This window comes from Kocuria sp. cx-455 (assembly GCF_057707085.1).
Genome location: NZ_JBYIPM010000001.1, coordinates 730441 through 751865, shown reverse-complemented (window position 1 = coordinate 751865; position 21425 = coordinate 730441). Strand labels below are relative to the sequence as shown.

Genomic DNA, 21425 nt, shown 5'->3' with positions numbered 1-21425 from the left:
TTTCTCGATGAGCGTCCAGCTCATGTCATCGGCAAGCCACTCGGAGAGGGCCTCCAGCTCTCCCTTGGCCCGGTTCACAACGAAGTCTCCGTCGACGCACTTCCGTGAAGACTCATGGTGCTATGGCTCGATCCGATGCGCCCGGCCCTTCTCCGCGATCGGCACGCACATTTCGATGGGTCTATCAGGCTCCCAGCTGACCTGTCCTTGGTAGATGATGCCGAGTTTCCCGGTGGCGCCGTCTCGCTAGTCGGCCATGGCGAAGCAGTGTCGCCGCCGTGTTGCTCCTGCTCACGTCTCACAACTCACATCGAGTCGCCGCTCGCCCAAGAGCCGAACTTCGGGGACGCTGCTGTACCACGCATGATGAGAATCACGCAGGGCACGTAGAGTGCTGCGGCGCAGAGCCAGAGGAAGCCGTCGGCGTTGATGTAAGTGAGCGCGAAGATCGTTGTGAAAGCGACCGGTCCGAAGATCGATGTGACGCTGTTGATGCTGGCGAGCACACCCTGGAGGCGCCCTTGATGCTGTTCATCGACGCGCTGGGAGAGAAGGGTTTGCAGAGCGGGGAGGCCGATGCCACCGATCCCCAGTGCCGCCAAGATAGGCGCCATGGAAAATGCGTCAGTGACAATCGCCAGGCCTACGAGACCCAAGGCGTCGGTAATACACCCGATGATGACTGTTTTTGCCTCACCGATCCACTCCACGATGCGGCCAGTAAGGAGGGCCTGCACGAGAACCTGTACGATCCCGAAAACGGACAGGGAGATTCCAACTTCGACGGGACTCCAGTCGAGGCGGTGTTCAGTAAACAGCACCCAGGTCGCACCTGGAGCCTGCCCAATGAATTGAACAAGGCCGAATGCGACTAATAGGAAGGTAATCCCAGGCACCGCGCTGAGGCCGGGGCGACCACGATGCTGAGCGAGCGACGCAGAGCGCGCAGGGGAATCAGGACGGGTCTCGCGTAACAGGATAAAGGTGAGTGCCAGATTGCTCGCTGAGAGAAGAGCAGCGAGCAAAAACGGCAGATGTGGCGAGATGGCACCGAACAGTCCACCCATGGCTGGCCCCGCGATCATTCCGCCGCCATAGCAGGCACTGAGTAAACCGAAACGCTTGGCGCGCTGGTGGGGTGGCGTGATGTCGGCGATCACGGTGGCGGTGACCGCATTGGTCGCTCCGGTTATCCCAGCCACTGCGCGGGCGATATAGAACACCGACAGAGCGGACGTCGTGGCGAGCACGAGATAGTCGACGGTCGCACCGGCCAGGGAAACAAGCAGCACCCGGCGGCGGCCGAATCGGTCCGACAGTGTTCCCAGTACGGGGGCAAAGATGAACTGCATTACCGCGTAGAGCGCGATCAGCACTCCGACGTTCAGCGGAACCGCATCAGCGGTGACCCCTGCCTCGTGTAGCAGTGCGGGAAGAATCGGCATCACCAGGCCCATGCCGGCGGCGTCGAGGCTAGCCGTGATGAGGACCGTGGCCAACGAGCCACGAGCGGAAGTGAGAGATGACACCTTATCAACGATAAAGTTATCGATGATAAAGTGCAAGCATGGCTCAGAAACAAGCGCGACTCGATCGTGCAGCAGTCTTGCGCGGTGCGAGGCATGTGCTCAATAACACGGGGATCGACGGTTTCACCACGCGGGCGCTGGCTGCGCATCTGCGGGTGCAGCAGCCAGCGCTCTACTGGCACTTTCGGACAAAGGCCCACCTGCTCGGATCGCTCGCGGCTGATGTGCTTGATCGCGAACACCACGCCTCACTCCCAGAGTCAGGGGAGCGCTGGGACGACTTTCTCCTGCGCAACGCGCGGAGCTTTCGGACAGCGCTTCTGGCAGTCCGGGATGGAGCACGGCTGCACGCAGAGTTTCACCGTCAAAAGAGTGACCAGATGCCAGCGGGCTCGGATGCCCCCGAAAGTCAGATCGAGTTTCTCGTGTCCGAAGGATTCGCTGAGGGCTCTGCGGTCCGAGCTCTCATGACTATCAGCCGCTATACGGTCGGTTTCGTACTAGAAGAACAAACAGCGCTCGACAACGGATGTGAGCCTGTCGATCAAGACCTAGACTTCGAGTTCGGGTTAGTTGCAATGGTTGAAGGGCTGGCATCAAAGCGATGAGGGATGCTCGCACTTTGGGTCTCTGCGTCAGTAAGGTCAATCCTTTCCCGCTCCCGCAGCACCTCCTCCGCGATACTGACGATTCGCTCATGGCTACGGGGCTCACAAACGAGCAAATCAGGGACCGTGTGCATGTCGCGTCGCGATCGCGGAACGGCACATCAGCAGCATCTTCACCATGCTCGACCTTAACGAGCGCACAGGGAACAAGCGCGTCATCGCCGTCCTCGAGTACCTCAAGAACTAAGCGTCGAGTGCGCGACCGGCGCGATGACCATAGGTAACGGCTGTTTAGCATCGGTGCCGCATCTTGACACGACTCAATCCGCGACAGCTAACCTCCGCATATGGAGTTCGACGGAATGGAGATCCCCGACGATATCGAGGTCACGGTCTGGGGGAGCAACGAGCACCGGCTCTGTAACGTCTGCCGCGCAGAATGCGACCCCGAGCCGAGCGGCGCCGACGGGTACGGCGTGCGAATCATCTACGTCTGCCGCGACCACGGACTCCAATCCGTCGTGGACCCATTCGAGCATCTCCGTTGAAGCGCGCTCTTCGCTATCTCCCTGCATTGACGCAAACATCGCGCTCTCCGCCTTCCGAGGGTAGATCCCAAGATCTGCGGCGCACCTGCCCAGTGTGACGATTTCGATCAGGGTCATGACCGCTGGGGACGGGTACCGGTACCTGCTGAACGCGGTTGTCGCTGGCGACGGGGATCGCGATGCGTCGTCAGCGCTGACAAGGTACTACCTTGAAGCAGGAACGCCTCCCGGCATCTGGCTCGGGGCCGGCCTCCCAGGACTCGCCGGAGAGATCGCCGTCGGTGCCTCGGTGAGCGAGGAGCAGTTACGGCGCCTCATGGGGCACGGGCAGGATCCGAACAGCGGCGAGCAACTGGGGCGTCCGTACCGAAAGTTTGCCACCGCGGGCGAGCGGACGCAGCGCCGCCTCGATCAGCTCCCGAAGTCCCTTACCGCAGGTGAGCGTGCCGCGCAGCAAGCGCTGATCGAGGCGGAGGAGGCACAGAAGCCCACGAATGCGCCCGTCGCAGGGTTCGACCTCACGTTCTCGGTCCCGAAGTCCGTGTCGACCCTCTGGGCAGTTGCCGATGGCGGAACTCAGGCACTCGTCGCTCAAGCCCACCACGCCGCGATCCGGGACGTGATCGCCCTGCTTGAGCGCGACGTCGCGATGACCAGGGTCGGCGCGAAAGGGCCGCGCGGCGCCGTCGCGCAAGTCGACGTGCGGGGTGTGATCGCGACCGCCTACGATCACTACGATTCCCGCGCCGCGGACCCACAACTCCACACGCACGTCGTGATCGCCAACCGCGTCCAAGCCGTCGATGACGGGAAGTGGCGCACGCTCGATTCCCGCGCCATCCACGCCGCCGTCACGGGCCTATCGGAGCATTACAATGCCGTCCTCTCCGACCATCTCACCCAGATCCTCGGCGTCGGGTGGGAACCCCGCGACCGCGGAGCCGGACGCTCCACTGCGTGGGAGATCGTCGGCGTGCCGCAAGAGCTGATGGATGAGTTCTCTTCCCGCACACGCGATATCGAGCAGGTCAAAGACCGGCTGGTCGACGAGTACGTTTCGAAGCACGGGAGGCAGCCATCCCCGAAGCTGGTGTGGCAGTTCCGGCAGCAGGCCACGCTCGAGACTCGGCCCCCGAAACAGGAGCACTCTCTCAGTGACCTCACCTCCCAGTGGCGAGAACGCGCGACCACGTTGCTGGGTGAGGACGCGCCAACCTGGGCGTCGGCACTGCTCGCCGGTAGCGAGCAGGAACCGTTGCTGCGGGCGGACGATATCCCGTTGGAAGATCTCGAAGAGGTCGCTGAGGTTGTGGTGCAGCAGGTAGGTGACCGGCGGGCGACGTGGAAGCGGTGGAACCTTCACGCGGAGACGGTGCGGCAGACGATGGATCTTCGCTTCGCGTCCGCGAACGACCGGGACGCTATCACCCAGCAGATCGTCGATGCTGCCGAACGGGTCTCGCTGCGTCTCACCCCGCCCGAGCTTGCGACGAGCCCTCCGCTGTTTCGCCGTGCGGACGGGTCGAGCGTGTTCCGACCCAAAGGCGGAACGGTGTTCTCCTCCGAGCAGGTGCTCGCGGCAGAAGACCGGCTCCTTGCCGCGTCGAATGATCGATCGGCGCCGACCGTGCCGCTGGCATGGATTGAGGACGCCGCCAGAACGAGGAACCGCGACGGGCATACCCTGTCGGTGGATCAGGAGCAGGCGATCGCGAAGATCGGCGTCTCCGGCCGCGTCCTCGACGTCCTCGTCGGCCCCGCAGGGACTGGGAAGACCACGACGATGCGTGCCCTGCGCCGATCCTGGGAACGACGCTACGGGACAGGCTCGGTGACCGGGCTCGCACCCTCGGCCGCTGCCGCCGACGTCCTTGCCGGGGATCTCGAGAGCGGGACGGAGAACACGGCGAAGTGGCTGCATGAGCATCGCCTCGGGAGATGGAACCTCACGCGCGGGCAGCTCGTCATCATCGACGAGGCATCGCTCGGTGGCACGTTCGCGCTCGATGCCATCACTAGACACGCCCAGCAGGTCGGCGCGAAAGTGCTGCTCGTGGGCGATTGGGCGCAACTCGCGGCGGTGGACGCGGGCGGCGCGTTCGGGATGCTCGTGCGTGATCGCGGCGACGCCCCGGAACTGGTCGATGTGCGTCGCTTCCGAAACGACTGGGAGAAGCAGGCGTCCCTGCAGTTGCGGATCGGCGACACCGACGTCATCGATACCTACATCGCGCACCAGCGCGTCACGCCGGGCGGATATGACGAGATCCTCGAAACCGCCTACCAAGCCTGGCGCACAGACCTCGCGGAGGGAAAGAGCACGGTGCTGATCGCGGAAACCCTCGACACCGTCTCCGCGCTCAACACTCGCGCCCGCACCGACCGGATCCTCCAGGGAGACGTCGCCGTGGACGGCATCAGGCTTCACGACGGCAATGAAGCGTCTCACGGAGATCTCATCATCACGCGGGAAAACAATCGGCGCCTCTCGCTCGGGCGAAGCTGGGTGAAAAACGGTGACCGCTGGCATGTCACCCATGCGAACGACGACGGATCCCTCACCGTGCGGCGGGCCGGATCGAAGCGGCGCACCACGATCACGCTGCCCGCGGGCTACGTCGCCGAGCACGTCGAACTGGGCTACGCCGTGACCGCCCACCGCGCACAAGGGTCCACCGTCGACGCTGCGCACACGGTCGTCCACTCACCGGAAGTGACGCGCGAATCCCTCTACGTCGCGATGACCCGCGGCCGCGAGTCCAACCGTGTCTACGTCGCCACCGACGAGCATCATCTCGAGGAGCATCAGCACCGCGAGGATCTGCAGAACACCGCCCGGAGCATCCTCTACGGGATCCTGCAGCATCCCGGTGCAGAGCTCTCCGCGCACGACACGATCACGGTCGAGCAGGACTTCTGGGGCTCGCTCGAGCAACTCGCGGCCGAGTACGACACCATCGCGCAAGTCGCCGGGCAGGAACGCTGGATCGCCCTCCTGCATGCCGGAGGCCTCATGGCGGAGACGATCGACGAGCTCGTTGAGACAGACGCCTTCGGGATCCTCACCACGGAGCTGCGCAGGCTCGAAGCTGACGGGCACGACATCGACAGTCTTCTCCCTCGCATCATTCAGGCTGGAGGACTGGACGGCGTGCAGGATCTCGGGTCGCTGCTGCGTTACCGGCTCCAGCGTGTCACGGCGGTCTACCAGCCTGCTCCGCAGCGGGCCGCCGGGATGATCGCCGGCCTGGTTCCGCGAGCGAGCGGGATCACCGATCCTGCGATGAGGCAGGCCCTCGAGGAGCGGGAGCAGCTCATGGAGCAGCGCATCGAAGCCCTGGTCGAGAAGCTCCTCAAGCAGCCAGAGCCCTGGTTGGCGGAACTCGACGAGACCGCTCCCACAGAGCGTGAGGCTGCGGCACGGGCGGTCATCGCGTACCGCGACCGGTGGGGCGTCACCTCGAGCAGCCCACTCGGAGCGGTGCCTGGCGACGATGCTCAGCGCATCGACTACGAACGCGCCCAGGGTGTGCTCGTGAGCCTTCAGCAGACCGAGCATTCCCCGGAGGAAGTGCGGTCCAGACGGAGTCAGGGGCGGTCGATTCCCTGATGTATGCGGCCGATATTCTTAGTGCATGACGCCAACGAACCGCGCGAGGATCTCTCGCCAGACGCGCTCAAACGTGTTCGATTGGCTATCGCTTTCCGAGTACGACTGGTCGGGGCGCCTGCAGCATCCGCAGTTCCTCGCCCGGCTCTACGATTTGGAGGAGCTGCCGAGCAGGGACCACAGGTATCGCACTGCCAGCGGCGACATCTACCAGCACATGGTGAACAACTGGGACTGGGAGGATGACTGGGTCTTTAACGACGACCGTTTCCAGCTTCGTCACGGCAGCGACGAGACGTTCCTCAACTTCTTAGCCGAGACAGTCCATCCCATTGTCCGCGACGATCGAGACGCCGCTGCCGCGATGGTCGCTGCCTACAATGACCCCCTCCGCCGAGATGGGTATGAGCTCATCGAGACAGACCGTTTCGGAGATCGCATCATCTATGGCTGGCGTCAGATTTCTGCGTATCACGCCCCAACCGAGCTGACGCTCGCCAAGACGCCCGACCTCACCGAGAACGCTGTGCTGCGCCGTCACCTCGATCTGATCAACCGCGACCTCAGCTCAGACCCCGCCGCGGCGATCTCCTCCTGCAAGAACCTCCTTGAGAGTCAGTGCAAGATCGTGCTCACGGATCTGGATATCGAGTTCTCCGAACGAGACGAGCTCCCGGCTCTTTTCGCAAGCACCGCATCGGCACTCGCGATCAATGCCGACGCGGTAGACGGTAGCAAGCGCGGCAGCGACGCCCTCCGCAAAGCGATGCGCGCCCTCTCCACTCTCGTGCAGTCCGTCGCGGAGGCACGCAACTCCATTGGCGACGGGCATGGCTCCGTAAACGAGAGCCCCGCGACTCCACGACATGCACGCCTCGTGTTCAACTCGACTGTTGCAGTCGCGCAGTTCATCGCCGACACCTGGCACGAAACCTCCCACGAGCAAAAGGCTGCGCTGCGCTGCTCCTTCTGACGCTTCTCCACTCCAATCCGCAAGCAGTACTCCACCGCCCTTCCGCACTCCAACCGAGCAGCGTAGACTGCGAAATGGCAGGACAAACCACGCGCGAAGCCCGACGTCGAGCGGAGCAGACCGCCCCAAAAAGCCGGGGCACTCACCACACAGGACCAGCCACATCGAAGTGCTCCCGTGTGAAAAGTGAGGCCCTCATGAATCTCATGCAGCGTCTGTGGAACGCCAGCGTCCGCACCCGCATCTTCCTGCGCCGCCGCATGCCCACGAACATCCTGCTCGACAAGATCCGCACCCGCCGCGGCCTCAAATGGGGCGTCCCAGCGATGCTGTTCGGCGGCATCTACCTCTTCGCCGCCGCCATGTGCATCACCCTCATCCAGTACGGCTGGAACCAGGCGCTCTACCTGCTGTTCCTCCTGCTGTTGTGGAACGGGATGAAGTTCCTCTGGATCGGGCCGTGGAGCCTCATCCGGCTCGCTCGTACTCGTATCTGTGAGCACCGAGTGCAGACCTCGTCACTGCAAGCGGGAAATTCGTCATTGAGCGCAGACTCTTCAGACTTGAGGGATGCAATCTCCACAACTCGATAGCCTCAGCAGCACTACTTCACCACACGACCAGCCCTGGGAAACGGGGGTGGCGACTCGTGGCTAGACCCCGTACCCCGATCGGCACCTTTGGCACTATCGCGACCTCCCGCACCGTCCAGAAGCGGTATGTCGCTCGCACGAGATACCGCGACTGGGATGGCAAGAGCCGCCACGTCCAAGTCACCGCCGACAGCCGCGCTGCAGCCGAACGTGCTCTGAAGAAGAAGCTCGCTGAGCGAGACCTCTTCCAGCCAGGGTTCCCCGGTATGACCGCAGATAGCCCGTTCCCCGCACTTGTCTCGTACTGGTTGGAAGACATGGAGCTTGAAGACCGGCTCTCTCGAACCACCCGGCTCCTATACGAGCGGAACATGCGAACTCTCGTCCTCCCATTCTTCAAGGAAGTCACACTCCGTGAGATCGGTGTCGCGCGCTGTGACTACTTCCTCAAGCAGCTCGCGAGGCAGAGCTACAACCGTGCGCGGCAAGCGCGTGTCGTCCTCCGCCTCGCGCTCGCTCTCGCAGTCCGCCACGAGATCCTGTCACGCAATCCGATGGATCATGTCTCGCGTCTGCGCCGTCCAGTTCGAACGCCGGACGTCTATTCCTGGGAAGAGATCGCAGCCATCCGGTCTGGAATCAGGACGTGGGAGCAGCGGGAGGTCACGGCCGGTCCGCGCCCAGATGGACAACTAGGTCAGATCGTGGAAGTGCTACTCGGCACTTCGGCCCGTATCGGTGAGGTGCTCGCGATTCGTCTCGGGGATCTCGACCTCGACGCGCCGATCCCTGCAGTGAGGATCTGCGGCACCATCATCAGCAGAAAGGGGGAGTCCACGCATCGGCAAGATCACCCGAAGACAGCTCGCTCGGTGCGCCGGGTCGCTCTCCCGAGTTTCGCGCTCCGCGCGGTCCGGGCGAGGTTGGAGGGGATCCGGTTCACGCACCCGGACGCGCTGCTGTTCTCGACCCGCATCGGCACCCCGCATACGACGAACAACGTCCGAAGGCAGCTCCGCGACGTCATGGATCGAGCAGGCGTCCCCGACGTCACACCACACCGGTTCTGCCGCACCGCAGCCACTGCGATCAACGAGATCGGTGGCCTCCAACTCGCATCCGAACTGCTCGGGCACAGCGACCCCGCGATCACGCGCGAGCACTACATCCGCCGCAACGAGACCGTGAACCCAGCGACGGCTGGGTACCTGGAACAGGCGTTCGGGCGAGCAGGGTGAGGCTCAGCGCGCAGCGTTCACCGTTGCCGCAGCGTGCTCTCGGGTATGCGGTCTTTGACCATTGCTCTCCTAACTGCTTACAGATACCCTTGAGGTGTTGAGGGTTAGGAGGCCGCATGCTGCGAGATAATCTTGCGCCGGCCTTCACCCTCGAGGATGCTCGCGAAGCGGGAATGCGCAAAGACGAGGTGTACTCGATGCTCGAGCGCGGCGAGATCGAGCGCGTGGGACGAGGTGTCTATGTGCGCTACGGCGAGCTCGACCCGGCGCTCCTACAGCTCGCTGCTGCGACGACCATCCGGGATGACGCGACGCTGTGCTTGACGAGCGCGCTCGTACATCACGATCTCAGTGACGCCATTCCGTTCGGATCGGACATCGCGTTGCCGCGCGGCACCCGCCACCCGGCGGGGCTGACGCATGTGAGCTGGCACAGCTTCGACCCAGCGACCTTTCATATCGGTCGTGAACTGGTCGACGCCGGGAGAGACCTCAGGGTCGCCATCTACTCGGCTGAGCGGACAATCATCGATTGCTTCCGCCTCATGCACCAGGAAGGCAGCGATGTCGCCCATGAAGCGCTCAAACGCTGGTTGCGCAAACGAGGAAGCGCGCCGTCGGCACTGTTGAAGATCGCGGCGTCGTTTCCCAAGGCGCAGCCTCGAGTCCGCCAAGCACTCGAGGTGCTGCTATGACTCCACCTACACCATCGCGAGACACACCTGCCGGTCGGGTGTTCAACGATCTCCGCAACCTCGCCCGCCGCGATCAGCGCGACCCCGCCGAGTACATCGTTCTCTACGCGCTCGAAGGGTTCCTCGCGAGGCTCGCGTCGTCCGAGTTCGCCGCAGACTTCGTGCTTAAGGGCGGGGTGCTCATGGCCGCCTTCGCCGCACGTCGACCCACGCGCGACATCGATCTTGCGGCTCACGGCTTTCCGAACGACATCCACGAAGTCGAAGATCGGGTGCGAGAGGTTGTCTCCGTCCGGCTCGAAGACGGGCTCGAATTCGATACGGTATCCGTCAGCGGTGAAGTGATCCGAGACGAAGCTGACTATAACGGCGTGCGTGTGAAGGTGACCGCGCAACTCGCGTCGGCGAAGGTCGCGCTCCACGTCGACGTGAACTTCGGTGATCCCATATGGCCAGCACCAACAGAGGCAGTGCTCCCACTCCTTCTCGGCGGCGAGCTTCATCTCTCCGGCTACCCGGATCACATGGTGCTCGCGGAGAAGATCGTCACCGCGATCGAACGCGGCGAACAGAACACACGTTGGCGCGATTTCACTGACATCGCCGCCATCGCTCGCACCCGCAACATCAATGGTGACCAGCTCATACAGGCCATAGAGGTAGTCGCCATGCACCGGCGCATCGACGTCGAGCCGCTTGCGCCGCTGGTCGCCCAGATGCCTGATCTGGCGCAACGCAAGTGGGAGGTTTGGCGCAGAAAACAGCGCCTGGAGGCATCGACGCCGTTGAGGTTCGGCGAACTGCTCCAAGCCTGCTTTGTGTTCACAGAGCCGGTGCTCGAAGGCGGCACGGTGCATCAGGACTGGGATCCTCGTTCCCAATCCTGGAGGTCTGGCGCCCTGCGGAATGGCAGGACGTCACCTCGTGCAGAAGCGGAACGAGGCAACGATGACTGATCCCTCGATGATCGATTTCCGGATCCACGCGATTGCCGCTGGAAGTGATGACGGTGGTCGAGTGTTATTTCAGAGAATGCTCTCCGCACTTATCGCTGTGGAGTACACCACCGCGACCGACATCCGACCGGATCCCGGCGACTGGGGTATTGACGTGATGGTAGGGAGTCTTGCTGACTCCATCATGATCTGGCAGGCCAAGTACTTCTACGAGAAAATCGGAGATTCGCAGAAGCGTCAAATTCGTGATTCGTTCGCCTCGGCCATGAAGCACGCGAAGGCGAACAAGTATCGAGTGGATGCTTGGACCCTCTGTGTTGCCTGCGAGCTCAGCGCTCCGGAGAAGAAGTGGTGGGACAAAAAAGTCAAGGAATGGACCAAAATCTTCCCAGACGTGCAATTCGATCTTTGGGACGTGCCTCGCTTGCGCCGCAAGCTCATGTCACCGGACGCGAGCGACGTTCTGGAGGAGTTCTATGGTCCAGGTAAGCAAGTCGCTCTCCTGCAGAAGCCGCAGAACGCGGCGGTTGAGCATGCCCCGCTCGCGCCTCGAGCCGAGACACCAGAATACAAGGAAGCGCTGTTCGTCAAACAGATGGAGATCGCGGGAATCACCGAACTCGACGCCCAGCGCTACGCCTACTTCAACGCTGATCTTCTCATCCGGGATGTAGCAGCGAGGGCCATCCCCACTCAACTCGCTGCGGTGGATGAGGTCGATGCAACTCTGCAGAACGCATGGGAACTCACGGTGACTGACCCGGCGACCGCACCGAATGCAGACGACTATGAGGGATCTGCGCGAACATTCTACGCGTCCGTAATGAGGCAAGCCGGGGCCACCAAAGCTCCGGACGTCTTGCCGTTGCGCCCGATGCATACGTCCGGGTTGATGCATCGAATCGTCGATGATAGTCGGGCCGGATGGGTTCACGACTGGCGGAGAGTCGCCCGTGAGCATACTGAGTCAGGCGACTCCACAGGCTCAAGGGTTCATCAGGCCATCAGCAGTGCAGAGGAGGATGCGTCTCGTGAGTGATTCCCAAATGTCTCCGCCTGCGGACGTCGAGAAAGTTTCCGCCTCTGTCGCGGCTCCTGAAGACCACACGAAGTTCCGGCTTGCGCAGCTCGTAATCCTTCTCGTCGAGATCTCGCCGGTGACTGGGAAAGGGGTCGACCTCGAGCGCATCGGCTACTACGACTTCTTCGCGGCGAACCCATTCGCCATGATCGAATCAGCAAACACGCGGGATCGCGCGCGACTGCATCGCGCGTCCTTCAGTGAAGAGCAGCTCTCATATGCTTCAACCGGCTCGCGCTTTGCGAACCGTCGGCAACGTCTTCAACATGACCTAGCACTCCTTGTCGCCTACGGTCTTGTCGCGCCACGCAACTCCGGGTACGGGGCGACCGAGCAGGGCACCGCAGTATCCGACGCTTTCAGTGCGCTGTACGCCGACCACTACCGCGAATCTGTGCGCGTTATTCACCAGCACCTCAAGAAGTTGTCAGACCCCCAGCTCGCGACAAGCGCGCGGAAATGGCTCCGCACTCCGTCGCTCCTCCTTGACCTTTACGGTGTTCCCTCCGGCGACCCGACCCGCACCGACAGTTCCCACCAGCACGCAAAGGAAACCCCATGACAGATGAGATTTCCATGAAGAACGACCCGGTGTCGCCCGTAGAAGACCTCACGCTGCCAGCACGAGGAATTAGAGTCCGTCGACTCAGGCTACTTGGAATCACCAAACACTACGACGTCTCTTTCCTCGACGAGCTGGAGGGTGGACTAAAGCCGCTTGGTCTTATCGCTGGACGAATCAACACCGGGAAGACAGCGATCCTTCGTTTCATCGACTATGCGATGGGAGCATCAAGTTACCCCAACCCCTCCGAAGTGGAACGACAAGTCCGAGGTGTGCTCCTTGAAATCCAGACGCCCGAAGGAATCTTCACTCTAGAGCGTGGCCTGGGCGCAAAGAACGTTCTGCTCTACTCATCCTCGATCGATGCTCTGCGAGAAGTGACAGGGGTCGGCCATGTTGTAGAACCCATCAGCGACCCGGGCAGCATCTCCCAATGGCTACTCGCCACGGTAGGGCTTCAAGACGTGAACCTCAAGGAGGCTCCCACCAAGGACGATTCCGGTACGGACCGGTTGAGCTTCCGAGACCTCATGTGGCTCTGCCTCTACTACAACGAGCGAGTCGGAAGCCAACAACTCCTCCATGTCGGAAATCACATGAAGGAGCTCAAGCTTCGTCAGGTTGTCGATGCAGTATTCGGGGTACATGACAACGACCAAGCAGATCTTGCCCGAAGGGTCAGAGACGCACAGAGCGCACTCGATCACCAGCGCCGTTCAGTCGAGTCTCTTCAAGAGTTCGTTGAGCAACAGGAACCCCAATCAATAGATGGACTGCACATCCAAGCTGAGGATCTCGACAAGGAGCTTGCCGAGATCACAACGGAGCTTGAACAACTCACCGCAAGGGAAGCAGCAGCATCGGACTTCGCTTCGCAGCTCAGGCAGAGGCAGGCCAATCTCGCTGCGGCAGCGGCCGCTGCCAACGCACTCGTGAGGGACCGTGAGTCCCTTATCAACAGGTTCGCCAGTCTCCGAGCGCAGTACGCCGACGATGTCCGAAAGCTGACCCTCCTTGTTGAAGCAGGGGTCATCTTCGACCAGCTCTCCGTAACTGTCTGCCCAGTTTGCTTCAACAGCCTTCCTGTACAGGAGATCCGAGAAGACGGCACCTGCAGCCTCTGCCGCCACGACATTCACTCCGGTGCAGAGTCAGACGAAGCTTCCCAGAACCGCCGGAACGACGAAGCAGAGCTAGCAAAGAAGGAGCTCCGCGCAGCAAAGCGCCGCTACAAGGAACTCGATGAATACTGGCAGCGGCTCAACCGTGAGCTACCTCAACTCCGCGAACGCTCATTCCAAGCTGCTCAAGCAGAGTCGCTAGCCAACGGCGAGCTGGACAAAGCCACTCGAACGGCGGTCAGCCCTTTCCTTGGTGAACGCAATGAGTTGGAAGGTCGTAGGCGCGCCAATCTCGTTCATCGAAACAAAGTCGCAAATGGCATTAAGTTGTATACGGGCTTGCAAGCGCGACTTACTTCGTACGATATTGCGCGCAGAAGTCTCGAGGCGCTCCGCAAGGAACAACGAGAAACAAAGGACCGGCCGGACCGGACCACGATCGTCCGTTCCATCTCTGATCGGTACTCCGCGATTCTCCATGAGATCAGGTATCCGAAGGTCGATGAGGCGGGCGCGCCGCCGCCTTACCTGGATGACAAACTTGTTCCTCACGTCAGAGGGCAACACTTCAAGGAAGCCAGTAGCGGAGGCCAAGTTCTCGTCACTCTGGCGTGGATGCTCGCGATCTTCGAGACGGCTTACGAAGCGAACCACGCTCATCCTGGCTTCTTGATGATCGACACCCCCCAGAAGAACCTGGGTGGTATTGCTGACGACGCGGAGTTCGCCGACATCCATCTCGTGGAGCGCTTGTACGATCACATCCAGAACTGGCTCGAACAAGCAGGCCAAGGCGCGCAGATCATCGTGGTGGACAATACTCCTCCGACCGCCGTCGAAGACCAGGTCGTCGTCCGGTACACGCGTGATCCGGCGATGAAACCATTCGGGCTCATTGACAACGAGACAGGAACCGCACCTGGCACAGAAGACGTCGCAGTCTTGGACGTCTAGTGTCTGGAACTTCGGCGACCCGATCTGGCCCGCCCCGACCGAGGCGGAACTCCCGCTCCTACTCGGCGGTACCTTGCGGCTGCGGGGATACGCAGATCACATGATGCTTGCGGAGAAGATCGTGACGGCGATCGACCGTGGTGATCAGAACCCGCGCTGGCGCGACTTCGTCGACATCGCCTCGATCGCAGCCACGCGCCGCATTCGTGCCGACGACCTCCGCACCGCGATCACCACCGTCGCCTCGTATCGACAGATCGAGCTACGCCCACTCGGGGAACTGCTCGCGCGGATGCCAGGGGTAGCGCAACAGAAGTGGGCGGTATGGAGGCGTCGACAGCGGATGGAAGAGACCACGCCGGAACAATTCGGTGACCTGCTGCGCGCCTGTGCTGCGTTCGCAGACCCAACTCTCGAGCATGCCCCTGACGGCGTTTGGGATCCAGTAGCCCAGGAGTGGACTCCAACTGGCAGCGAGCAGTAGCCGACGTCGAATCCTCACCACTTCGAAGCCTCCTTCCCACCATGAATCGCTTCATGCAGGCAAGTAGGCTAGGTACTCAGCAGAACAGAAAGGTGCGTGCATGTCGAGCCAGCTGCGCATCGGCCCAGGAGATCCGGTCGAAAAAGAAGCAACAACCGGCCTCTCGATCGATCGGCTTCGAACGATCATCCAAGATTCTCACCTGAATTTTCTTATCGGCGCCGGCACCTCCGCACCATTCTTCGAACCTCTCGGTGATGTCGAGAAAGCGCTGACTGCACTTCGAGCTGCTGACGAAGAAACTAGACTTGCTCGTGCCTCAGTGCAAGGCTACTTCTTCCAAAAGGTGCTTGCGCCGAATGCCAGACTTCTGAATGCCCGGAGTGACTCCGGCGCGCAGACGCTGATCAAAACCTACGCACGATTCATGGCTGTTCTAAACCGAATCCTCTTACGGCGACGGAGCACGCTCCTCGGCAAGCAAGTCAACCTCTTTACGACCAACATCGATATGGCATCAGAAGTGGCACTCGAACTCCTCGAGATTGATACCAATGACGGATTCTCCGGCAAGATCCGACCGCGTCTCGACCTCGGCGAATACAGCACCCTGCGATATCGACAAGGGGGCCGTTTCGAGTACCAGTCAGAAATCCCCACTGTCAATCTCTTTAAGATCCATGGCTCAGCAGCCTGGCGAGGCGAGGGCGACGACATCTACTTTGACCATCAGCTCAAGCTGGTACAAGCAGTGCAAACGACGTACGAGGCAGCAAAGCCTTCCTTGATCCGGATCACTAGACCTGCCCAAATCGACGCAGTTAGACTGAAGAAGCGGGCAGTAGGAAAAGTACGTAATGACGAAGTCAAAAACTTCGTCAAGGCATACTCACGTCTCCAGATCGTCAACCCCGAGAAAACCAAGTTCGCGAGCACGGTCCTGAATAAGACCTACTACGAGCTCCTACGTCGCTTTGCGAACGAGCTCGAGAAAGAAAACAGTGCCCTGTTCGTTCATGGATTCTCGTTCCGCGACGAGCACCTTCTCGACCTAGTGACGCGCGCAGCTGCAACCAACCCGACTCTTCAAGTGATTGTCTTCTGCTACGACCGGGACTCCTACGAAGAAATCAAGCAGCTTTTCCCAATGGAACGGGTCAAGAACGGCAACATCCTTTTCGTGCGTCCTGCAGAGCCAGAGAAGGATGAAGACGAGCGGAAACTCTCACTCGGCACCGTTGTGGAGGACTTCCTAGAGCAAGTGCTGGTCGAGAAGGCACCATCTCCAGAGCACATCATCGAACTCAAGTTGGACTCCGCTGTCGGGGATTCGACCAATGTTTGATGAGAATGCGACTCTCAAACGAGATGCCGTTTTCAGCGTTGGACGAGTCGTTGCAGTCGAGGGACGGCAAATACGTGTCGCCGTCGACAAACTTAAGAACAGCGCCCATCTTCTCTACCAGGGTGAGATCGTACGTAACATCGCCGTCGGAAGCTACATCAAGATCACCAAGGGGTTTGGAGAGCTTGTAGCCTCGGTCAACGGTGAACGTATACGAGAAGAGCGAGTTGCCTCACCTGACTACAAGCGAAACGTCGACAGCCTTGTGCGAGAACTCGAAGTGAGCCTGGTTGGGTACTTCGAAAAAGGCCGCTTCCAGAGAGGCGTCCGAGAGATGCCTCTCCTCGATAACGAATGCTTCATCCTCAGTGAGGATGAGTTCCGGGCCATTCACACTTTCGCTGATGCGGAGACCCCAACGATCCCGCTGGGCGTCCTCGCAATGGAACCTACTCAGCCAGTCAGCATTGGTGTTGACAAGATATTCGCAAGCCACATTGGAGTGTTCGGGAACACAGGCAGCGGCAAGTCATATTCCCTCGCGAAGCTATACCACGAACTCTTCAAGCAGCATGGCGGTCAGCCTGGCTTCCTTCAGAGATCCGAGTTCGTGCTCATCGACTTCAATGGCGAATACGTCAACCGTGACGCTGATGGTGACGATGACCACGGCACGTCGGTGATCATCGAGGACGAGCTCAAGGCTGAATACCGCCTGTCAACTCGAACGAAGTCTGGGGATCGGTTGCCGCTTCCCTCGTCTGCCGTAAACGATCCCGTGTTTTGGTCGATCCTGCTCGGCGCCACAGAGAAGACTCAAGCACCCTTCGTGTCGCGTGTCCTAAGAGGAGACTTCTGGGATCGCCTGCTTCCTGATTCATCCGCATTGCTCGCTGTGATTGGGGACACCGTCGCAAGAGCTACCAAGAGTACCGACCCGTCAATGGATCGACTCCTACCGCACAACTTCCTCGAAGAGGTTGAGGAATGCCTGGGGGACACGGCCTCGGACTCTTTCAAAGCGATGGTTCAGGACTTCAAGACCAACCTGAACTACTTCACCCGAAACCACAACTTTTTCTGGGGAGGCCCAACCCCAAAATGGTCTTCCGACCAGGACTGGGAAGATTTCATAGCCAACAAGATCAAGGCCGTTACTCAAGATTTTTCGGCGGTGACCGACGTTGACCTCGTGAGGTTCAAGCTCGTTCTGCAGTTCTATAAGGATGTTATCGGCGGATTTGTGAACCGTGAACACATCGGCCCGCTCATGAAACGCCTCCACAGTCAGATCCACGGTATCAAGCGACTCATTACCGTTTCCGATGACACAGTGACCTCGAAACCACTGACCGTCGTGTCGCTTCGAGATGTCAACCTAGACATGCGCAAAGTGATCCCGATGATTCTCTGTCGCCATCTCTACGAAACTAAGAAGACAACCGACCATGCCAATGATCGGCACCTCAACCTCATCATTGACGAGGCACATAACATCCTCTCCCTCGACTCCTCCCGCGAAAATGAAGCCTGGAGAGACTACCGACTCGAAACGTTCGAGGAGATCATCAAAGAGGGCAGGAAATTCGGCGTCTTCCTGACTATCGCAAGCCAGCGTCCGCACGACATCTCACCAACCATCATCTCGCAGCTCCACAACTATTTTCTGCATCGTCTCGTGAATGACCTCGATATCCGGGCGATTGAGAAAGCAGTTTCCTACCTGGATCGGGTGTCCTTCGAATCGATGCCGATTCTTCCAACCGGGACTTGCATTCTGTCCGGTGTCGCGGCGCAGATCCCCGTGATGGTCAGTGTCGGGGAAGTAGAGCCACGGTTTGCTCCCAACAGCCGAACCATGTCGATCACAACCGCATGGTCAAGCCCGCTCCCACAGGCGAACCCGACCGACGATGAGTCGCCATTCTGAACGAAGCATGGACTCAATAAATGAACGCTGATAGTGCCGCCCTACTCATAGCCGCAGCCTCGATGCTCGTGGCCGGGCTCTCACTCGGCTGGCAGATCGCACAATGGCTACTGTCGGCAGGACGCCCCAAGGCCACACTGCTGCACGGCCTCGTCGACGGGTCCGACGTGTATGACGGGCCAGTGACTAAGAAGCGAGCCGGCTTCAACCTCGATCAGCTCCGTCGCCAGGGCATTGACGGAACACCAGTGATTGGTGTCAAAGTCGTCAACCATGGGAGAGCATCAGTCACTGTCGATAGAATCTCAGTCCATCATCACGGCGGCGGAATGGCCTATACGCCTGTCGGTCAGCTGATCGGCCCTGAACTCCCGTACCGCCTGGAAGCAGGAACCAACGCCAGTTGGTACGTCCCCGAGGAAATCGCTCACCGCCTTGCCCATGCGTCGCGCGAAGCGCTCGGAGAGACAATCACCGGCGTCTACCTGACCGCCTCGCTCGCGACAGGAAAGTCCATCGAAACGCGGCACAGATTCGCTGTATGACGAACTCAGCGCCCAAGCCCAATTACCGCGATCTATCTCCCCTGAGTCACCGTCGACTGAGGTTTGCGATATGCAGCTTGCCGAAGAGTTTCATCCCCTCGGTATGTAGATCCGCGAGCTTTTCGGCGGTCCTATTCAACTCCTCTATATCGACAGCCTCATGCTCGTTCTTGCGCATGAGCCAAACCATAGGCTCCGCATTGCCTTCAACGTCCATGGACTTCATGTGGACGCCGTGGATGGCTCGATGCCGCACATCGAACAGCGACGGCAACTGAGAGATCCAACTGAGCACCTGGGGCTCATATTGTGCGAGCGGTTTGGAAGCAGCACGCACCGCCTTCTTGACCCGCTTCATGATGTCACTCGCTGCGCCAGTCGGATTGGCAATCCCGAGTTCGTTGGCAACCAGTGCGAGATCCATTTCAATTCGACCTGCGGCGACAACAACTCGGCCCAAGGCCGAAAGTCCCTCGGCTTCAACTCCCATAAACGGCTCTGACACCATGCCACCTTAACCGGAACCAACGCCATCCGACTGCGGTTTTCTCCCGCCACAGTTTGCTCGCGACGTGACAAGCAAGGGCGGCATTGAGGCCGTCACCCCGCACCGGTTCCGCCGTGCGGTCGCGACCGCGATCAACGACGCCGCCGGTATCGATCTCGCTGCTGCGCTCCTCGGGCATACCGACTCACGCATCACGCGGATCTACTACGTGCCGCGCGACGAAATCGTGGACACCTCGACCGCCCGGCACCTCGAGGAAGCCTTCGGCACGGCTGGGTAGGACACGACTCTGACATCAATCCAGCAGGCCCACCAGATGCGGGCCGGTGATGCTGTGGCGATTTGATCTGCCCATCACGAACCCGACGAAAACCCTTCACCGCGCCTGAACGCGCGTGAGTTCCACGAGCATGAAACCGGGGCGCCTCGGGGGTCGAGGTAGAGGCGTACCTGACGCTCAACAACGATCGCAGTACCGTGTTGATAGAGCCGAGCACGAGGATAGCAACGCCACCGAGAGCCGGGACCAAACCGGGACCAGAAACATGGGTTGCATGCATTGCAGGCCTTGCATGAGGCCCAGAAACCGCCAGAAATCCCAGAAAACTGGCGAAATCGACCGTACGGGGTACCTGGGGGTCAAGGGGTCGCAGGTTCAAATCCTGTCAGCCCGACCAGATAGCCCTGGTGAGACTAGGTTTCTCACCAGGGCTTCGTCATATCCAGGGTCGTTCTATGTGACCCGCTTGGCCGCCGACGCGAGATTCCTGTTGTTGGGGTGAAAGTAGCCTGGATGGTTTCCATCGAAGCCTAGCTTCTTGCCGCTTGCCGCCGGTGGAGATGACGAACACCAGCACAGTTAGAGACACGGCCGTGCTCACGGCCGATCGCCACCGCCACAACGCGAACTCTTGCCCCTTCAATGAGATTTCGACCTCGTAAGGATCCCGGAGATTTGACCAGTGGCTCAGGATTGTCACTCGTGAGCCTTCTCCTGTGTTCCGATCGAGGTTGCGGTTGAATGCCGTTTCCACAGACATCGGCCGCGCCGTGCCGGTCAGGGTTTGTGAACTGCAAGGTCCATGCCGTTCCGTTGTACGGGTGCAATATCGCAGGATGTCTAGGTGCGATCGACAACCGCAGGGCTGACCGTGGACATGCAAGTTGCTACTTGCCTATGCTTGTGGCGTGGGAGATGTTTTTAAAGCGTTGGCGGACCCGACCCGGCGGACGATACTGGATGAGCTTGTGCTGCGTGATGGTCAGTCGCTGTTCGAAATCTGCTCGCGCCTGACCATGCGGCACGGCAACACGTCGACACGCCAGGCCATCTCCCAGCACCTAGCTGTCTTGGAAGAGGCCAACCTGGTCCGTTCGCACCGTGAGGGGCGGACGAAGATCCACCACCTGAACACCGAACCACTTCGTTCGATCGTCGACCGCTGGCCACTACACGAACTCAAGGAGTAGGAACACATGCCCAGGATCAATGTGACAAGCGTGCTGGTCGATGACCAGGCCAAGGCACTCAAGTTCTATACCGACATGCTCGGCTTCGTGCCCAAGACCGACGTTCCGTTGGGGGAGTACCGGTGGCTGACCGTCGTCGGCGCGAACGAGCCGGACGGCGTCGAGCTGCTGCTGGAGCCCGACGCCCACCCTGCCGCGAAGGCGTTCAAACGGGCACTGGTCGAGGACGGCATCCCGCTCACGTCCTTCGCCGTCGACGACGTGGCCGCCGTCCACGAGGATCTCGTGGCGCGGGGCGTGACCTTTACCCAAGCTCCAACCGCGATGGGCCCGATGGTCACAGCAGTGCTGGATGACACTTGCGGCAATCTGATCCAGCTCACGAGCCCGGCATGAGCGCCGATTCGGCCCCCAACGGGTACGACGGCGAAGGTCGCAAGACCGGACTGTGGTCGGAAAAGGACCCGCACGGAGCCCTGCACGGGAGCTGGGTCTGGTTTCGGGCCACAGGTGGCCTGCAGCCACGCGGTGGCATCCTCGATGACCAGAAGCACGGCCTGTGGGAACGATGGGTCGCCGACGGGTCGCCGCTGGATGCGACGCAGTGGGAGCGGGGCAAGAAGCTGCGCAGGGCGGGGCCCCCGGCGTCCGGTTCGTGACGATCAACGCTCG

At 60.7% G+C, this 21425-nt stretch carries 21 protein-coding genes; 19 read left to right on the top strand and 2 right to left on the bottom strand.

Annotated features, from left to right (window positions below; translation table 11 throughout):
• Positions 1–305: 305 nt before the first annotated feature.
• On the bottom strand, positions 306–1529 hold the full coding sequence (gene tet(33), locus AC3ENJ_RS03445) for a tetracycline efflux MFS transporter Tet(33) (protein WP_121867990.1): 1224 nt from the start codon (positions 1527–1529) through the stop codon (positions 306–308).
• A gap of 38 nt (positions 1530–1567) precedes the next feature.
• On the opposite strand from tet(33), the gene AC3ENJ_RS03440 reads away from it, so the two are divergent.
• From AC3ENJ_RS03440 to AC3ENJ_RS03370, 15 genes are all read left to right on the top strand, one after another.
• Positions 1568–2137 carry a TetR/AcrR family transcriptional regulator C-terminal domain-containing protein gene (locus tag AC3ENJ_RS03440; protein ID WP_431813082.1) on the top strand — a complete coding sequence of 190 codons (570 nt, stop codon included), beginning with the start codon at positions 1568–1570 and terminating at the stop codon, positions 2135–2137.
• 347 nt (positions 2138–2484) lie between these two features.
• Positions 2485–2685: a hypothetical protein gene (locus tag AC3ENJ_RS03435; protein WP_069408167.1), complete on the top strand. Its 201-nt coding sequence runs from the start codon at positions 2485–2487 to the stop codon at positions 2683–2685.
• 94 nt (positions 2686–2779) lie between these two features.
• Complete coding sequence (gene mobF / locus AC3ENJ_RS03430) at positions 2780–6295, top strand: MobF family relaxase (protein ID WP_431813081.1); 3516 nt, start codon at positions 2780–2782, stop codon at positions 6293–6295.
• 25 nt (positions 6296–6320) lie between these two features.
• Entirely contained in the window at positions 6321–7268 is a 948-nt protein-coding gene (locus AC3ENJ_RS03425; protein WP_431813080.1) for an abortive infection family protein, read from the top strand.
• 197 nt (positions 7269–7465) lie between these two features.
• Positions 7466–7861 carry a hypothetical protein gene (locus AC3ENJ_RS03420; protein WP_431813079.1) on the top strand — a complete coding sequence of 132 codons (396 nt, stop codon included), beginning with the start codon at positions 7466–7468 and terminating at the stop codon, positions 7859–7861.
• Between the two features lie 56 nt (positions 7862–7917).
• Positions 7918–9099: a tyrosine-type recombinase/integrase gene (locus AC3ENJ_RS03415; RefSeq protein ID WP_431813078.1), complete on the top strand. Its 1182-nt coding sequence runs from the start codon at positions 7918–7920 to the stop codon at positions 9097–9099.
• 116 nt (positions 9100–9215) lie between these two features.
• Positions 9216–9794, top strand: coding sequence for a type IV toxin-antitoxin system AbiEi family antitoxin domain-containing protein (locus AC3ENJ_RS03410; protein ID WP_431813077.1), 579 nt, complete (start codon positions 9216–9218; stop codon positions 9792–9794).
• Positions 9795–9832: 38 nt separating this feature from the next.
• Positions 9833–10750 carry a nucleotidyl transferase AbiEii/AbiGii toxin family protein gene (locus tag AC3ENJ_RS03405; RefSeq protein WP_431813076.1) on the top strand — a complete coding sequence of 306 codons (918 nt, stop codon included), beginning with the start codon at positions 9833–9835 and terminating at the stop codon, positions 10748–10750.
• A complete protein-coding gene (locus AC3ENJ_RS03400) occupies positions 10743–11789 on the top strand; it encodes a hypothetical protein (protein ID WP_498957818.1) in 1047 nt (348 codons plus the stop codon). Before AC3ENJ_RS03405 ends, AC3ENJ_RS03400 begins: the two co-directional genes overlap by 8 nt.
• Complete coding sequence (locus AC3ENJ_RS03395) at positions 11782–12393, top strand: ABC-three component system middle component 2 (protein WP_431813074.1); 612 nt, start codon at positions 11782–11784, stop codon at positions 12391–12393. The genes AC3ENJ_RS03400 and AC3ENJ_RS03395 overlap by 8 nt, the downstream gene beginning before the upstream one ends.
• Entirely contained in the window at positions 12390–14471 is a 2082-nt protein-coding gene (locus AC3ENJ_RS03390) for a hypothetical protein (RefSeq protein ID WP_431813073.1), read from the top strand. The genes AC3ENJ_RS03395 and AC3ENJ_RS03390 overlap by 4 nt, the downstream gene beginning before the upstream one ends.
• Positions 14413–14955 (top strand): nucleotidyl transferase AbiEii/AbiGii toxin family protein, encoded by a 543-nt coding sequence (locus tag AC3ENJ_RS03385; RefSeq protein WP_431813072.1) that lies wholly within the window; start codon positions 14413–14415, stop codon positions 14953–14955. The genes AC3ENJ_RS03390 and AC3ENJ_RS03385 overlap by 59 nt, the downstream gene beginning before the upstream one ends.
• Positions 14956–15055: 100 nt before the next feature.
• Entirely contained in the window at positions 15056–16300 is a 1245-nt protein-coding gene (locus tag AC3ENJ_RS03380) for a hypothetical protein (RefSeq protein WP_431813071.1), read from the top strand.
• Positions 16293–18230 carry an ATP-binding protein gene (locus tag AC3ENJ_RS03375; RefSeq protein ID WP_431813070.1) on the top strand — a complete coding sequence of 646 codons (1938 nt, stop codon included), beginning with the start codon at positions 16293–16295 and terminating at the stop codon, positions 18228–18230. Before AC3ENJ_RS03380 ends, AC3ENJ_RS03375 begins: the two co-directional genes overlap by 8 nt.
• Positions 18231–18250: 20 nt before the next feature.
• The gene (locus AC3ENJ_RS03370; RefSeq protein WP_431813069.1) at positions 18251–18775 is read left to right on the top strand and encodes a hypothetical protein; all 525 of its coding nucleotides are present in this window, start codon (positions 18251–18253) and stop codon (positions 18773–18775) included.
• 46 nt (positions 18776–18821) lie between these two features.
• Here AC3ENJ_RS03370 and AC3ENJ_RS03365 read toward each other — a convergent pair whose 3' ends face one another.
• Complete coding sequence (locus tag AC3ENJ_RS03365) at positions 18822–19283, bottom strand: hypothetical protein (protein ID WP_431813068.1); 462 nt, start codon at positions 19281–19283, stop codon at positions 18822–18824.
• A 64-nt stretch (positions 19284–19347) separates the two neighbouring features.
• On the opposite strand from AC3ENJ_RS03365, the gene AC3ENJ_RS03360 reads away from it, so the two are divergent.
• The 4 genes from AC3ENJ_RS03360 (at position 19348) to AC3ENJ_RS03345 (ending at position 21412) form a co-directional block, all read left to right on the top strand.
• The gene (locus AC3ENJ_RS03360) at positions 19348–19563 is read left to right on the top strand and encodes a tyrosine-type recombinase/integrase (RefSeq protein ID WP_431813067.1); all 216 of its coding nucleotides are present in this window, start codon (positions 19348–19350) and stop codon (positions 19561–19563) included.
• A 908-nt stretch (positions 19564–20471) separates the two neighbouring features.
• A complete protein-coding gene (locus tag AC3ENJ_RS03355; RefSeq protein ID WP_431813066.1) occupies positions 20472–20753 on the top strand; it encodes an ArsR/SmtB family transcription factor in 282 nt (93 codons plus the stop codon).
• A gap of 6 nt (positions 20754–20759) precedes the next feature.
• The gene (locus AC3ENJ_RS03350; RefSeq protein WP_431813065.1) at positions 20760–21149 is read left to right on the top strand and encodes a VOC family protein; all 390 of its coding nucleotides are present in this window, start codon (positions 20760–20762) and stop codon (positions 21147–21149) included.
• The gene (locus tag AC3ENJ_RS03345) at positions 21146–21412 is read left to right on the top strand and encodes a toxin-antitoxin system YwqK family antitoxin (protein WP_431813064.1); all 267 of its coding nucleotides are present in this window, start codon (positions 21146–21148) and stop codon (positions 21410–21412) included. The genes AC3ENJ_RS03350 and AC3ENJ_RS03345 overlap by 4 nt, the downstream gene beginning before the upstream one ends.
• The last annotated feature ends 13 nt before the right edge of the window (positions 21413–21425 follow it).

Excerpts from the sequence above, each read along its gene's own strand:
- AC3ENJ_RS03380 (WP_431813071.1), top strand. The coding sequence starts at position 15,056 with ATGTCGAGCCAGCTGCGCATCGGCCCAGGAGATCCGGTCGAAAAAGAA.
- AC3ENJ_RS03345 (WP_431813064.1), top strand. The coding sequence starts at position 21,146 with ATGAGCGCCGATTCGGCCCCCAACGGGTACGACGGCGAAGGTCGCAAG.
- AC3ENJ_RS03435 (WP_069408167.1), top strand. The coding sequence starts at position 2,485 with ATGGAGTTCGACGGAATGGAGATCCCCGACGATATCGAGGTCACGGTC.
- AC3ENJ_RS03370 (WP_431813069.1), top strand. The coding sequence starts at position 18,251 with ATGAACGCTGATAGTGCCGCCCTACTCATAGCCGCAGCCTCGATGCTC.
- AC3ENJ_RS03420 (WP_431813079.1), top strand. The coding sequence starts at position 7,466 with ATGAATCTCATGCAGCGTCTGTGGAACGCCAGCGTCCGCACCCGCATC.
- AC3ENJ_RS03425 (WP_431813080.1), top strand. The coding sequence starts at position 6,321 with ATGACGCCAACGAACCGCGCGAGGATCTCTCGCCAGACGCGCTCAAAC.
- AC3ENJ_RS03365 (WP_431813068.1), bottom strand. The coding sequence starts at position 19,283 with ATGGTGTCAGAGCCGTTTATGGGAGTTGAAGCCGAGGGACTTTCGGCC.
- AC3ENJ_RS03350 (WP_431813065.1), top strand. The coding sequence starts at position 20,760 with ATGCCCAGGATCAATGTGACAAGCGTGCTGGTCGATGACCAGGCCAAG.
- AC3ENJ_RS03390 (WP_431813073.1), top strand. The coding sequence starts at position 12,390 with ATGACAGATGAGATTTCCATGAAGAACGACCCGGTGTCGCCCGTAGAA.
- AC3ENJ_RS03410 (WP_431813077.1), top strand. The coding sequence starts at position 9,216 with ATGCTGCGAGATAATCTTGCGCCGGCCTTCACCCTCGAGGATGCTCGC.
- AC3ENJ_RS03400 (WP_498957818.1), top strand. The coding sequence starts at position 10,743 with ATGACTGATCCCTCGATGATCGATTTCCGGATCCACGCGATTGCCGCT.
- AC3ENJ_RS03440 (WP_431813082.1), top strand. The coding sequence starts at position 1,568 with ATGGCTCAGAAACAAGCGCGACTCGATCGTGCAGCAGTCTTGCGCGGT.
- AC3ENJ_RS03375 (WP_431813070.1), top strand. The coding sequence starts at position 16,293 with ATGTTTGATGAGAATGCGACTCTCAAACGAGATGCCGTTTTCAGCGTT.